The sequence below is a fragment of the Simplicispira metamorpha genome (assembly GCF_004341365.1).
Classification (GTDB): Bacteria; Pseudomonadota; Gammaproteobacteria; order Burkholderiales; family Burkholderiaceae_C; genus Simplicispira; species Simplicispira metamorpha.
The window spans coordinates 1-13723 of record NZ_SLXH01000046.1; the positions used below are offsets into that span (position 1 = coordinate 1).

Annotated in this window: 13 protein-coding genes and 1 pseudogene; 6 read left to right on the forward strand and 8 right to left on the reverse strand. The window is 51.5% G+C overall.

Features of this window, described 5'->3' with window-relative positions; translation table 11 throughout:
- Positions 1-94: 94 nt before the first annotated feature.
- Positions 95-463, forward strand: a pseudogene (locus EV674_RS16720) (transposase); the annotation flags it as partial.
- Between the two features lie 148 nt (positions 464-611).
- Here EV674_RS16720 and EV674_RS16725 read toward each other — a convergent pair.
- The 6 genes from EV674_RS16725 to EV674_RS16745 all read right to left on the reverse strand — a co-directional run bounded on the left by EV674_RS16725 (position 612) and on the right by EV674_RS16745 (position 7265).
- On the reverse strand, positions 612-1598 hold the full coding sequence (locus EV674_RS16725) for an IS5 family transposase (RefSeq protein WP_119014827.1): 987 nt from the start codon (positions 1596-1598) through the stop codon (positions 612-614).
- 696 nt (positions 1599-2294) lie between these two features.
- Positions 2295-4358 carry a cysteine peptidase family C39 domain-containing protein gene (locus tag EV674_RS16730; protein WP_132750494.1) on the reverse strand — a complete coding sequence of 688 codons (2064 nt, stop codon included), beginning with the start codon at positions 4356-4358 and terminating at the stop codon, positions 2295-2297.
- 49 nt (positions 4359-4407) lie between these two features.
- Positions 4408-4572, reverse strand: coding sequence for a hypothetical protein (locus EV674_RS17480; RefSeq protein ID WP_157983729.1), 165 nt, complete (start codon positions 4570-4572; stop codon positions 4408-4410).
- Positions 4573-4738: 166 nt separating this feature from the next.
- Positions 4739-5854, reverse strand: a complete 1116-nt coding sequence (locus tag EV674_RS16735; protein ID WP_119014826.1) for an XRE family transcriptional regulator — start codon at positions 5852-5854, stop codon at positions 4739-4741.
- Positions 5851-6282, reverse strand: a complete 432-nt coding sequence (locus EV674_RS16740; RefSeq protein ID WP_132750495.1) for a hypothetical protein — start codon at positions 6280-6282, stop codon at positions 5851-5853. The genes EV674_RS16735 and EV674_RS16740 overlap by 4 nt, the downstream gene beginning before the upstream one ends.
- Before the next feature lie 698 nt (positions 6283-6980).
- Entirely contained in the window at positions 6981-7265 is a 285-nt protein-coding gene (locus EV674_RS16745; RefSeq protein ID WP_481405981.1) for a hypothetical protein, read from the reverse strand.
- 142 nt (positions 7266-7407) lie between these two features.
- On the opposite strand from EV674_RS16745, the gene EV674_RS16750 reads away from it, so the two are divergent.
- Positions 7408-7932 carry a beta/gamma crystallin domain-containing protein gene (locus EV674_RS16750; RefSeq protein ID WP_119014824.1) on the forward strand — a complete coding sequence of 175 codons (525 nt, stop codon included), beginning with the start codon at positions 7408-7410 and terminating at the stop codon, positions 7930-7932.
- Positions 7933-8327: 395 nt separating this feature from the next.
- Here the strand turns inward: EV674_RS16750 and EV674_RS17600 are convergent, their stop codons facing one another.
- Entirely contained in the window at positions 8328-8963 is a 636-nt protein-coding gene (locus EV674_RS17600) for a hypothetical protein (protein WP_193552730.1), read from the reverse strand.
- Between the two features lie 367 nt (positions 8964-9330).
- Here EV674_RS17600 and EV674_RS16765 point away from each other — a divergent pair, with 367 nt between their 5' ends.
- From EV674_RS16765 to EV674_RS16780, 4 genes are all read left to right on the forward strand, one after another.
- The gene (locus tag EV674_RS16765) at positions 9331-9699 is read left to right on the forward strand and encodes a plasmid mobilization protein (RefSeq protein WP_119014823.1); all 369 of its coding nucleotides are present in this window, start codon (positions 9331-9333) and stop codon (positions 9697-9699) included.
- Complete coding sequence (gene traI / locus EV674_RS16770; RefSeq protein WP_119014822.1) at positions 9696-12029, forward strand: TraI/MobA(P) family conjugative relaxase; 2334 nt, start codon at positions 9696-9698, stop codon at positions 12027-12029. The genes EV674_RS16765 and traI overlap by 4 nt, the downstream gene beginning before the upstream one ends.
- Positions 12030-12059: 30 nt before the next feature.
- Complete coding sequence (locus tag EV674_RS16775; protein WP_119014821.1) at positions 12060-12317, forward strand: helix-turn-helix transcriptional regulator; 258 nt, start codon at positions 12060-12062, stop codon at positions 12315-12317.
- Positions 12318-12403: 86 nt separating this feature from the next.
- A complete protein-coding gene (locus EV674_RS16780) occupies positions 12404-13390 on the forward strand; it encodes an Abi family protein (protein WP_132750496.1) in 987 nt (328 codons plus the stop codon).
- 2 nt (positions 13391-13392) lie between these two features.
- Here EV674_RS16780 and EV674_RS17605 read toward each other — a convergent pair.
- Positions 13393-13723, reverse strand: a 331-nt coding sequence (locus EV674_RS17605) for a hypothetical protein (protein WP_207902194.1), incomplete at its 5' end; no start/stop codon positions are given.

The window sequence follows — 13723 nt, forward strand, 5'->3', positions numbered from 1 at the left end:
GCCAGAGATTCGGGCGGACTTCTCGTGAACCTCCGTTTTTGAGAGAGATGCCAACGGCTTAGCGTGCTTTAAATTCCGAATTCTGAGGCGACCCCTGATAGCGCCGTGCGTGCTTGATGGCCCCATCAACGGGCCGGCGTTTGTGGCCTGGATACAGCAGATGCTGGTGCCCGAACTCCAAGAGGGCGACACCGTGATCATGGACAACCTGCCCGCGCACAAAGTGCCGGGGGTGCGAGAGGCCATTGAGCAGGCGGGAGCTTAAGTGCAGTACCTGCCGCCATACAGCCCGGACCTGAACCCGATAGAGCAAGTGTTTGCCAAGATCAAGACGTTGCTGCGCAGTGCGGCAGCGCGCACAGGGCAGGCGCTTGAGCAGGGCATTAGGGAGTTGCTGGATGTTTTTGCGCCCGCCGAGTGTGCCAACTACATCCGCCACGGTGGCTATGGCAGCTCAGGGTGAAAACGCTCTAGGGAAACTCTTCACGAATCGGTTCTGACTGTGCCACAACGATGCCTGAACTAAAACGGCACTGACGTTAAGCAATTGCGCGCGTGCAGCGAGCATCGTATGCGCTGCCCAGGGGCTGGTTGCCCCCGATCCTGGGGCATTACGCACCCAGCACGCGCACCTGTCCCAGGCCGGCCAACAGCTGGTGTCTCACCATCCACAGATTGGAGAGCGCAAACAGCGTCACAAGCTGCGCCGTGTTCTTCTTGAGCCCCCTGTAGCGCACCTTCACGTACCCGAACTGTTGCTTGAGCACTCGGAATGGATGCTCCAACTTCGCCCGGATGCTGGCTTTGGTGCGCTCGTACTCGTCAATTAACGCCTCGATAGGCTTGCCCTTGTCCAAAGCCCGGCGCAATCCCGGGCGCATCGCCACATGCCAGCGCACGTTCTTGTTGGCATCGGGCCGTTTTTCCGGCCCCTGGTAACCTGCATCGCCAAAGGCCTCTGTCTCCTGCCCGTGCAGAAGGCTGTTGGCCTCCACCACATCGCCGACGTTGCCACTGGTGCCGTGCACTGTGTGCACCAGACCCGAATCTGCATCCATTCCGATGTGTGCCTTCATGCCAAAGTACCACTGGTTGCCCTTCTTGCTCTGGTGCATCTCGGGATCATGCTGGCCGCTTTGGTTCTTGGTGGAACTGGGCGCAGCAATCAGCGTGGCGTCCACCACCGTGCCCGCTTTGAGTTGGAGCCCCTTGGCCTGCAGCAAGGCATTGACCGTGGCCAGGATCTGATCGGCCAGCTTGTGGCGCTCCAGCAGATGCCGAAAGCGCAGGATGCTCGATTCACTGGGGAGGCGTTCGTCCCAGCGGGACAGTCCTGCAAAGTCACGAAAGGCGGGCACGTCGTGCAGGGCTTCTTCCATAGCCGGGTCGCTGAGCTTGAACCATTGCTGCATGAAATGGATGCGCAGCAGTGTCTGCACTGCAAAGGGCTGCTGGCCTTTGCGCCCGCTCTCGGGGGCGCAGGGTTCAATGAGCGAGACCAGTTCAGTCCAAGGAACCACCAATTCCATGGCATCAAGGAATTCGCGCTTGCGGGTGCGCTTGGTGGTGTTGCTCAGGCCCAGGCTGCTTTGCTTCATGCGCTTATTGTCTGAGCTTCAGGGCTGTCCAAGCACATCACGTAGGGATTCGTGAAGAGTTTCCCTAGGTGAGCTCTTACATAAAGAAAAACATCGCGACGTATTATTGAAACACTCCGATGGGGAGTTCAGCCGAAAATTAAAAATATTTTTGGAGAGGCGACGCTTAATTATGAAAATCTTCAGAAGGCGACGGACTATTTTAGTCATCCGGATAGGGGTAATGACCAAAAGATGGGGCTGAATTGGGAGAAAATCGCTAGTTCCGGTACAAAAAGTATTATTTTCTGTACGCACACTCAACGCTTGCCTCTCTTCTTAAAGAGGTATTGCATGAGAAAGTTTGGACAGTTTTGGAGATGATCCGATTGCAGATTAGATTAATAATAAATTATACAAATCAAAAAAGAGTTACTTTGCAGATATATTTTTTGGTCCTGAGAAGACAGTGAGAACGCCTTTCCGAAGCGGCCATTGATTGAAAAGGAATTTATTTAGTCGTGCAGTGAAAAGTAGACGAGATATTATATGCCTATAGTTTTACGACTTAATAATTTAAGTGTTTCGAAGAATTTAAGCCGGGGCAAGCAGTGCAAAGATAAAACATTTGCTAGCGATGGCGGCCTATGCAGCTCTGGTAGATTATCTCTATGGGTGTTGGATTATTAGATGTGGATTGCAGTTTAAATTTAGGATTTATTTATAATATTGGATATTTACAATATCTCTGGATTTCCAAAACGTACATCTAAATCTTTCAAGAGCATTTTCTAAATATTCCATTGAATTTCGATAACTCCTACTGTATCGACCAGATCGAGAATTAATAAAAAAAACTTCTCCAGTTCTGTGCAATTCGCCGCCAATACGGGCCGGTTTAAAACCAGTGAGGCAGGGGTGCCCCATTTTGTTCAGTTCTCTGCCTATAATTAGTTGCCCGTCCTCAGAGATTACCCAAATCAGAAAATTATCAGCGGATTCCCCAACGACTCTCTCATAAAATTCGATCAAACTTTCCGAGCTCGAATATCTGAATGAAACCATGGTGGGGTTTCCATTAATAATCCCTTCGGTGTGCTCGTGGTATTTCAGATAAGCGGGCGCTCGTAGGTCTCCATACGTGACTCTGAGATAGTCATTAAAGTTCGATTCTTGTTTGTTAAGATGCCTTAAGAATGACTGTAGGAATCCAAATCTAGGAGAATTTTCCTCTCCATTAATTGCTATGGTTCCTACTTTCTTCAGCAAGTCTACAGTGCGATCTTGAGGATCATAGGAGACAACTGCGGTCACTGCGTCGCCTTGATTTATTTCGGTGGCGTCAAGGAGTATTGTTGCGAGCAAGGAATTTTGCTTTTGTATATCTATAACCCACTGCATTCTGGCAAAACTCTGAACTAGTAGGGAGAGAAGCACTTTTTCCTCGGTAGCCGGATCTATATGGAGTGTATTCTTGCGCTCGCCAAATTTAGAAAAAATATCGGATTTTATATCCCCAATCTCAGCCAATCGAACAGAGTAAGTGTAGTCTTCGTTAATGTCAGTATTAGATTTTGGAGAGATATTTTTATTAACCTGATGCATCGCGCTATTTAAGGCCTCGGTCATCACTGTTGCAGTTTTTATAATTTCTCCGAGAGGAAGTCGTACCTTCTTATCGGACGCAGCTATGATAATTTCCGGAACTAAAAATTCTGTTGGTGGCTGCCATTGATTTTCATCATTTTTTGTTTGCAGTACAAGGCCAACATCTGGAATTCGATCATCAGGGGAAGACGAATATTTTGCAGACTTTTCAAATGTCGATCTGGCATACGGACCCAGACGGTCATCATGCACATAAAATCCCAATCCATTCCAATCCTTATAGCCAAGAACTGTAATTGCGTGTCCAGCTTTTCGAGTCAATTTTCCATCTTTTTCTATTCCATAAACAACGACGCCAAATATAACTGGAAGATTGGAATCAATATAACCTTTTACCAGTCTAAAAATGCTTATTTCATCCAGTCCTCGTGTACTATCAGAATGATGCTTTAGCCCTTGGACATCCAATGCTCGCATGATCTGCTTGTTTGACAATTCACGGCTCGGAAAACTATTACTAGATCCTTCGATGTGATTTATCGCATCAATGGTAATTTCACTACATGACGGTATCTCTCTAATGGAACGCCATGAAAGTGCGTGCAAAGCTGTCCAAATTGCTGTCGCTGCACATGCGGAAACGACCTTATCTTGCTCCTGGAATGCTACTGAATTAATAGATAGCTTGATCCCGAACAAGTTGACACTATAAGTGCGAGTAATTTTTTTGTGCATGGCGTCTTGATCGCTGCACTCATAGGCCTTTAAGCATGTTTTTCCAATAAATGTTTTTGGCAGCGGCTTTACTACAAAAAACCCTAAGTATTGATCCTGGAGCGTCCCATATCCAGATGCCAAGCCTCCTCCAAGGATAAAATCTTCCATCTTTGCATGATCAAATTCCGTGGAAAAAAAATGCAACCTTGCGCATTTATAACCTTTTGCGCCAAACCTCCGGACATAGAATCTCGAAAAATCGTCTAGATAGTCTTTATCTACATAGTCAAATTCTAAGACAATTGTTTTTCCGCCCAATCCCTTTAAATATCTAAAAATATAGTCGATCTGCTGCTTATGAAAAACGTCTGGGAATTCAGAGCCAAAGCTCTCCTTGACCACATTACTAAGCGTGTCCTTCCCAAAGCGGCAAACCAAATATGGAATATTTTTCATCGGGCAAAAAAATAGCAGCCCAAAGGCTGCTATTTCAAATTAAATATAATTAAAGGCTGTATGATCGATGTAGATCCGCGCTACTAACCTCGCGCCGCTTTTCTTCGTCGTCAAAGCTCTGCACGACCTGCTCCAGATGTTCGCGGAAGGCGAGCATCTCATATTGATTATTCATTAGGTCGCCGACGCGTTCGAGAAGTTCAGATGAGGTCATAGCACGCTCCATCTTGCGGAGAGTCAGTTATTCTATGAGACTCTTCGCGGGGTAGCAAGCACCGGTTGGCGTCAGATCTCGTGTCTGTAGCGAACGCGGTCCTCAACGAAGATGAATCGCCCCGGGGCGATTCAGTCAGGAATTGCAGAGTGCTTGGTGAGAAGACTCAGGCGCCACTAGCTCTGCGTAGTGGCAGGTTGAGCATGCTCACAACGTTGCCGGTGGGCTCTGCCTGAGGCTGGTCAAGGAGTGTCTGAAGAAGCTGTGGCTGCACCCTCATTTCCCTAGCAACAGCAGACTGAGGGACACCGAAATGCTCCCTCATGACCTTCAATCCTTCTGCAAGCACTTCCGGCTCTTCGTTCGGAATCAGATGGTCTTCCGACTCCTTCAGTGCCTCGCCATGCCGGTTGAGTCCCACATAGCCCGCCCGAGCTTGGTCTTCTGAGAAGAGTCCAAGCTGACGCCCTCTAAAAAGGAGGGCGGCCTTTGAGACGCCCCACCGGAGCTTGAGCTCAGAAAGACCCTGCCAATTGAGGCGACTGCCTCGCATGGCTATTCGACTTTCGGTCGCGAAGGTGGTCCTTGGCAACAACAGCGCGCTCGCAAAGCGGTTGGCTTGTGTTTCCGTTAGCCGGTCTCCTGTCAGGACACCAATGTGAAGCGAGAAGTGCCCAAGCTCATGGGCAATGCCGAAACGCTCACGGCACGCCGAGCGTCCATCGCTATTCAATGCAATCAATGGCCGCTTCGTGGCAAAGGACACCGCATCAATCTCCTGCGCAAGGCCATGCACTCGAACAACGACGGCGCCAGCGTTCTCAGCAATCCGCGTGACGCTACTCAATGGCCCAAGACCCAAGCCAAACATCGATCGGAATCTCTCGGCCGCGCACTCAATGCTCTCGGAAGACTCCGGGTCGGCTTCACCGACCTGGTACTGCGGCAACTCAACGTGTTCATCCAACACACTGACCAACCGCTTCAACATCTCTCCGCGCGCTCGAGCCACCTGGCGCAGCGCGACCTTTGTCGTCAGCTGACGCCTGAAGTGGCACTGCTCATCGACGATGGGATTCGAGTCGATTCGGTAGAAGAACTCGGGCAGTACATCCAACGTTTCCGCTAACAATGTTTCCAGTTGGGCCGAGGCGACTTCAGAGCCTGTCTCAATACGGCTCAGAAACTGCTTAGATACACCGACCCGCTCTCCCAAGTCTGTGAGAGACAGATCGTGAAAGAGGCGGATGAGTCGGAGATTGGTACCAATAAAATCGCTCATTGCACAGCTTCTGCGGCGCCATCGCCTTCATCGCTGCCGCGACGCTTCGGCCCGACCTGAGGCTTAGCTACGGGTACAGACTGAGCCAACTGCTGCATCCCTTCCAAGCGCAACACACGGACGGTGTCCGACACCCAGCGACATGCCACCTCATTGCTATCAGTAAAGCCAAGGAACTCCACACGAGGCTCGGTAGAGCCGTTGTAACCCCGGTCAATGATGAAGCAAAAACGGACAGGCTCGCCAGGGACGGCAAACTCCATGAAGTCAAGTTGATACCGGTTAGGGGTCAGCACGGCATCCTTGGAGGGATTGGAAGGGTCGTCATTACTGAACCGGCAGGGAACGTCACCGATGGTGAAGACGAGGTCGTTGCCCCCATTGCAGAGGCCGAGCCACGGATGCTCACCAGAAGCGGCCTCGGACATGAGGCGACTGCGCTGACGACCGAATGTGGTGCACCCACGCGTGTAGCCACTGTCTGTCGGGCGGCTCAAGTCATCTTCGGTAGCATAGAGCTCTTCTAGCAACCAGTTCGACACTACCTGAAGGCGATCGACTGTGAGTTGAGGCTTAAAAGAGGATGGTGGGTGGTGCTTCATTTGTGCATTTATCAAAATTCGTCAATGCAAGTTTGGTGCTATTTTCGAATTTCGTCAACCACCATTTAAGTGCCTCAACATCATGGCCGCATGACAGCTGTCAGATGCTCCTTGTTGATACCGCAGTCTATGAGTGACCACGATGGCTACGACCCGTTTCGGGAGTCGCCCCCGCGTCCGCTACCTGATCGATGCAGTCGTTTATCAACAGACCTGTGAACCGCGGCTCCCAGCCTCAAGCAGCCATAACGCAACAAGGAAAATGCCCTCCCCCCACCACCCCGCCCCACCTTGTGATGGTAGGTGTGGCGCGTGTTTCGATCCTTTTTTTCAGCGTAAGTCGGTATTCCGGCCCATCGTGACCGGTCGTTCCGGCCGAATGTGACAAATTTCGCCCCTGACCGGAATGACTGGTCACGTTCGCCGGAATACGCGCCTCGCTTGTTTGCCATATTGAGACGGTTGCCCCGCGTGAGCGGGGATAGGACCGTCGTGGTGGCTGCGTTTTTAGAAGCCGAATGCAGTTACCCGGCTGAACCGCGAGAGAGCAGCTTGACGCCATCGGGCCGCAATTCACCCTGGGGCGACATATGCCGGTAAAACGTCTGCCGGGTAATACCGAGTTCTGCGCAGAGATCGCCCACCTTGGTTTCCGGTTTCCCCATGCTGGCTATCGTCAGGCGCAGCTTGGCAGCCGTCATCTTGAACCCGCCGCGCTTTCCTTTGCCTCTGCGTGAATCACCATGGCGCACCTTGCGCAGCCCGCCCGTGCCTTCAATCATGTCGCCCGCTTCAGGGTTCTTGAGCAAGCGCTCTTGAAGATCCTTGAACTCGTTTTTGTGTAAATGAAAAACAAGTCATTGCCAATTTTTTGTAAAAATGATATTTTTTCGTAACGTGTCCGCCGAAAAACGTAAGAGTAGGCAAAAAAACAATTGAAGAGGAATTGCAATGCTGCGTCATATGCGAGCAATATTGGTCATGGGTTCATTGGGTGCGGCATTGAGCTGCGCCAATGCACAAATTACTGTGTTTACCCAGCCAAACTTCCAAGGTGAAAGCCTTCAGATTTCGGAGAACAACTGGTCTTCCGGCGGGGCAGGCACTAAGTGGAACGACACGATAAAGTCTGTCAAGGTTCCGGACGGCTGGACCGTAAAATTGTATGAGCACACTGATAAAAGTGGCAAAGTACAAGTACTCACTAAAGATTTGGCGAAAGCAGATAGTTTCGGCATCAGCAGTATTGAGATATTCTCCAGCCCCAACCACGGCTGCTACTACCAAGACAGTAAAGAATGGTCGAAGTGGACAAAGAACGGCGGCTTTGCAAAAGATGTCAAAACCCTCGACCAGTGCGTAGCTCTGGATGGTTGCATGAAGGGTGGCGGCAATAAATCTGGTGGTGGGTGCTACGTGTACGCCTCCTCACCAGCGGCTGCGGCCGAGATACTGAAGAGCAGCGGCAGGAAGTAGGAATCCCGGCGATCTGGGGTAGGTCGTGGCCCTGGTGCCATTTTTTCCGGTGAACGGGGATTTTTTGCAAAAATTCTCGTTCACCAGCAGGTACGTTGGGCGTAGAAGTGAAGCCGAACTACCGGAAGGCAAGCACAAGGTACCGCTGGTTTTCTGCCTCTGAATCGGCGCGGGCAAGTTCACCGTTGAAACCAAATTAGAGTGCTTTATTTTTCGTTTCCTGAAGTGACCCCTAAATATTCAGCTTCGGTAGCGCCGCTACGATCTTCTGCGTCTCCAAACTCACAGTAACAACACGCTGGAAAAGTTCCAGCGGGTACTCGATTTCCGTAGTATTAATTATTATTTTGAAATAATATTCTTCGCGTTTGCAGAAGTTTTATATTTTCAGCTTGCTAATGTTTTTTAAAAATACTCATATCCATTTCAGTAAAGCTTGAGTCAGTTGAAGAAATTGTCATTGGTATTGGCGTTTTCCAGCGGAAGCGAAATCTTTTTTGCTTGTCGCTTTCGATCAAAACTTCCCCATTTGATTCATTAATGTATTCGAGGTGTATTGAGGTAAACCTTTGATCAAGGGAAAGCATTAAACCCTTTATGGCAGGGTGCTCCAATTCGCCAGGCAAATAAACATGGTCAGGAACATTTGGGATTTTCTTGACGGGACTTATTCCATCCGGTATGGGCAGACATCGAAAAACAGTTTTATTTTCTTCAGCCGTTTCTGTTTTTTTTTCTTTAACGTGTAAAGCATTAATAATATTTTCTGGCTCTGGCTCTGGCTCTGGCTCTGGCTCTGGCTCTGGCTGGGCTCGTTTTTTTCTGATGCGGTACAGGGCACTTTCAAAGCTCTTGAGCGTCATCGTGAAGCCTTGTGCGTTCAGAGTTTCAAGGATGGCCACACGGCTTACGCCAGCAGCCAGAGCCGCCTCCACCTCATCTACTATGTCCCGCAGCCGGGCAGTTTCAGAGCGACTTTTGTTGCCTGTAGCCAGTGCGCGCAGCGCATCGACCACGCTGTCTTTTGCCATGTTTTTACCTTTTCACGTTATCGGCAGTGCTTGGTGCCGTGATCGTACCGTTTACTTGCAGTAAATATGCAGTGGAAAGCCGTTTATTTGCATTCATCGTGCAGTGTAAAGTCGTGATTTTGCAGTTTGTTAGCAGTTTCAATGCAGTGTTTGTTTTTTCAGTCGCTAAGGCCCATTTCATGGCAAAATTCTTTGAAAATATGGACAGGACGGATGGCGGTGATACCGCCATGAAACCCACTCAACGGCTACCGCCTTATTCGTGATGTTTCGTCCTGCGCCTGCCGCGGGCTCATAGCGCCCCGCGGCACCACCGTAGTGCTCGCGCCCTGGCCGCACACACTGGCAAAAAAATCGAAAGCACTGCATGGCTACACGCTCAGAATCACGGCAGAAAACCGAACTCATCCAGGTGCGCTGCACACCGGAAGAAAAAGCTGCGTTGAAGGCCCGTGCTGCCGCCTTTGGCATCAGCGTGGGGGCGCTGTGCCGAGAAACCATCTTTAGCACCCAGCCAAAATCCAAAACCGACCAGACAGCCATCCAGGAACTGGCGAACACCCGCGCCGACCTTGGTCGATTAGGCGGATTGTTCAAAGGTTGGTTGGCCGGAAGTTTCGAACGTGGCAAGCCGGGAGAAAAATCGCAAATCGAAATTCGCAGGCTGCTGGATGACATTGAACTCGCAGAAGCCAAAGTGATAGCCAGCGTCAAAAAATTGACTGGCACACCATGATTTCCAAGCACATCAAAACCAGAAAAGACGGAAAATCATCAGCCACAGACGCCCTGCGCTACGGAGAAGGCTTAAAAGTTGATCGAGAAACGGGCGAGCTACTGGATAAATCGCACCGCACCAGAATTGGAAACTTTGGCCTGGTAGATGACGGCGTCTATACCGGGCGCGATATTGCTGAAATGTCTGAGTTGATGGACTTGGCTGCCATTGAAATGCAAGCCAATTGCGATCTCAACACCAGAATAAGCGCTGACAAAAAACTGGCACATTTTGTTGTCTCCTACAACCAAGACAAGCCCACTGAAGCCGTTTTACGGGATACCGAAGACTCCATGCTTGCCGTGATGAAATTGGATAAAAACCATTTCGCCACGTTCTTGCACAACGACAATGGCCACTGGCATTTGCATATATTCGCCAGCCGAATCGAAAAAGAAAAACCGCACCGGGGCAACTCACTTTGGCACGACCAAATCAATCGCGACAAAGTCTGTCGTGAAATTGAAATGCGGCACGGATTAGCGCATGATAACGGCCTGCATCAGATAAACGATCTAGGCCAGATCGTTGAAATACCGCGTGCTGAACGCCAAGCAAAGCGTGATGCAAAGCCAGTTGGTATCAGCGACCAGGCCAAGACAACCGAAATTTATTCGGGAGAAAAATCGTTTCAGACATGGGCAAATGAAATCCGAATCGGTGACCGGCTCAAGCACGCGAAATCATGGAAAGACCTGCACGCTGCGGCAGCAGCCTATGGCTGTGAAGTTAAAGAAAAAAGCGGTGGTTTTGTTCTCTGTCCAGCCGGACAAAAAGGCGGAATTTCCTTATCCAAAATTGGACTGAAAAAGCTCCCCGAAAAATACGGCGTTTTTGAGAAATCCGAGCCAGGCCCACAAGAGTCGTCCGAAATTCCACCCCTGGCCGAGTCGAAAGAAAAAACGTACAAACCGGGGCCACTGCTAGACAATGGCAAAACACACTATGCCCGCTGGAAAGAATCCAAGGTCGCTTTCCAGATCGTTAAAAACGACCGAGGCAACGCGCAGCGCGAAGACCACGCCTTGACCCGGCAGCGACTGCGGGTGCAGCACAAATCCGAGCTGGCAAAAATTCGCGCCACCACACCCAGGCCGGATCAATTTGCGGCCATCTCCATCGCAAAGATGAACCAAACCGTGGCGCTGGCCACGCTCAATGACATATTCGCAAAAGAGCGCAAGAGCCTGCGCGACGAGCTGGCCAAAACGGCACCAGGCAACACCTTCCGAGATTTTTTGGTGATCCAGGCAGCAAAAGGAGACGATATTGCTCTTGGACTCGCCCGCCGCTATGGCTGGGAAGAAGCCACCGATGTATTGCGCCAGCGCGAGGTCGACCAGCTCAAGATCGTGGCCGCAGTCCAAGGGCAAGAGGATCTGCCCGCGCCGCGCCTCCAGATCACGCACCAGGTCGAGAGAAATGGCACGGTGATTTACGACTTCGGGAACGGTCGCAAAATCATCGACAGCGCCATTTCCAAGCAAGTGCAATTAAATGCTGCGGCAGCGCACAGCCCGCAAGCTATTGCCACCGCATTGCGGTTCGCCACCACCAAATTCGGTAACACCCTCAGCCTCACCGGCACAACAGAGTTTCAGCGCCTGGCGGTCGAAACTGCCGTCAGCCAGCGGCTGGGAATCAAATTCGCCGATCCTGAACTGGAGGCATACCGCGCCCAACTGGAAGCCCAGCAGAGAACGAAAGCACGCCTCGGAGCAAGCGAGACTCGCAGCAAAAGCCGCAACCGACCTGACGAGATCGGTACCCCCGGCAGCAGCATCACTCCAACGGATACGGGCGCCAAGCACATCCCCCCCATCCAAACAACCCGCCAAGCGCCGCATGAAGCCGAAAAAAGGGTTGTGGTGGCCCCGGAGGCTGGGCACCAGGGCCTTGATTCCGGCCCTGCACCGGAAATCGACTTCCTGGCTGAAATTCACCAGCAGATCGACCTTGCAAAAGCTGCTGCCGCTCCCGGCAGTAGCCTGGCGAATTCGACCACCACAGAAGCTGACCATGAGGTCTCTGGCAGTGGTGTCATCTTGGCTGCCAATGTGGGGTTTGTTGCTGTCCTGGATCGCCACAAAGTGCAAATCTACAAGGTGAGCGAACTCGTGAAAAACCTCACTTACGATGGGCTCGATACCACAGGCGGTTGTTTCGTGAAGGGCAACGAGCTGCTCAGGAAGCGGGGCGCCGATGGCATGCGTACCGTGGTCACTGAAAAGCGCCTGCACATGCAAAGCCCGGAAAACCGCAAAGACAACCGAGGCGTCGGACGCTGACGGCACAGCAACCCCAGTGGGAACACCTTGATGCTACTTTCCAGCCAGGATTTAGGCGCTGCATTGCGAGCGAAGCGCCGCGCAGCGGGGCTGACCCAAGCCGATTTGGCACAGCGTGCGGGCTGTCGCAGGCAAACCATTGTTGCCATCGAGGCGGGACACAGCGTGCAGAGCGATGTTTTGCTGGCTGCTGTGGCGGCGCTGGAGCAAGGGTTGCTGCTTGTCGATGCAAACAATGGTTTACCGCTTGGAATTGGCATACTCCAGGCTGTGTCCTTGGCAGATTAATCAAAAAACGCTATGATTGAACTAACAACGGCCACCACGCTTGCTGAGACGAGAGTCTCAGTGACCCTAAAAGGGAAGCGCACCAGGTGGCCTTTTCTTTTGTGGCTCCGCAAATGAGATTCAGCAAAACGGCTGAAAAGCCATCGGATCTCCTCGCGCGCATAGTTGATCGTGGCGCTACCTTTCAAGATCAGAGCAAGGCTTTTGCGGCTCTTTCTCGAATCGGCTACTACCGTCTCTCTGGCTATATGCTGCCGTTTCAAACGGGACACCAGCCAGACCCCCATCGCTTCAAGCCAGGTACTACTTTTGAGAGTGTGCTTGCGCTTTACGAATTCGACTGCAAGTTACGCGGTTTGCTGATGTTGGCCATCGAGCCAATCGAAGTCGCATTTCGTAGCGCCATGTGCAACAAGCTGGCTCTTTTGCACGGGCCGCATTGGCACACCGATTCCTCTCTGTTTGATGCAAAGGAGTGGTCAGATTTACTTCTGCGCATCGCCGGTGCTCTTGATTTCGATATTGACAGTAACGCAAGAAAGTCGAGAGCTAAAGTAGACACTCACCTCTTCATCGATCACTACTACCGCAAGTACACATCGCCTCCAATGCCGCCGTGCTGGATGTTTATGGAAGTGGCGAGCTTTGGACTTGTGGCCAAGATGTTCAAGAACTTGAAAAACCAAAGCGACAGAAAAGCAATCGCCTTGGAGTTCAATTTTCTTGACAGGAAGCCCATCGACGAGGCCATTCTTGGCAGTTGGATACACGGCCTGTCTGTGCTCCGCAATCGCTGCGCTCACCACAGTCAGCTCGTCTATCGAAACCATCCTTTTACGCCAGCGACGACAAAAAATTCCAGCGTCGGGCACCTTCTCCAGGCGCAAAACCGCAAGGTTCGAGAATTTCTCGTGACCACGGCCATACTGAATCGGGCATCGAACCAAAAATCCAGCTGGGTCAGGCAACTTCATTTCCTGTTCGACGCCACTTCTGGCGTGGACATCGAGCGCGCCATTGGCTTCCAGGGGGCTTGGAGAGACGATCCACTTTGGAAAATGGCATGGTTCTAGTGCTACAGCCGTAGTATTAGGCCGCTGGCCTGATTCAGCCGCAGGGCCAAGCCGCGCCCCATCGCCTCATTTGCTGACCGCCTTTGCAGCAGGTCGCCAACGTCGTTGTGGGCCGCTAAGTGCCCATCTGCAAAAGTCCAGATTGCATTCATCGTCTTGCCTTCGACCGCCGGGGAAAAGTCCCTGCCGAGCACCGTAGCGTCACGACAAAAAGTATCCGCTGAAATTCTCTTGAAAGGCTCGAGCGTGCGCATTGGGATGCAGATCTGGCGCGGGACATTCTGCGTGACTACGTGACAGAGCACCTGGGCGATGCAGAGGCAGTGCTGATCG

Excerpts from the sequence above, each read along its gene's own strand:
- EV674_RS16735 (WP_119014826.1), bottom strand. The coding sequence starts at position 5,854 with ATGAGCGATTTTATTGGTACCAATCTCCGACTCATCCGCCTCTTTCAC.
- EV674_RS16740 (WP_132750495.1), bottom strand. The coding sequence starts at position 6,282 with ATGTCCGAGGCCGCTTCTGGTGAGCATCCGTGGCTCGGCCTCTGCAAT.
- EV674_RS17600 (WP_193552730.1), bottom strand. The coding sequence starts at position 8,963 with ATGGCAAAAGACAGCGTGGTCGATGCGCTGCGCGCACTGGCTACAGGC.
- EV674_RS16750 (WP_119014824.1), top strand. The coding sequence starts at position 7,408 with ATGCTGCGTCATATGCGAGCAATATTGGTCATGGGTTCATTGGGTGCG.
- EV674_RS16725 (WP_119014827.1), bottom strand. The coding sequence starts at position 1,598 with ATGAAGCAAAGCAGCCTGGGCCTGAGCAACACCACCAAGCGCACCCGC.
- traI (WP_119014822.1), top strand. The coding sequence starts at position 9,696 with ATGATTTCCAAGCACATCAAAACCAGAAAAGACGGAAAATCATCAGCC.
- EV674_RS16765 (WP_119014823.1), top strand. The coding sequence starts at position 9,331 with ATGGCTACACGCTCAGAATCACGGCAGAAAACCGAACTCATCCAGGTG.
- EV674_RS16775 (WP_119014821.1), top strand. The coding sequence starts at position 12,060 with ATGCTACTTTCCAGCCAGGATTTAGGCGCTGCATTGCGAGCGAAGCGC.
- EV674_RS16730 (WP_132750494.1), bottom strand. The coding sequence starts at position 4,358 with ATGAAAAATATTCCATATTTGGTTTGCCGCTTTGGGAAGGACACGCTT.
- EV674_RS17480 (WP_157983729.1), bottom strand. The coding sequence starts at position 4,572 with ATGACCTCATCTGAACTTCTCGAACGCGTCGGCGACCTAATGAATAAT.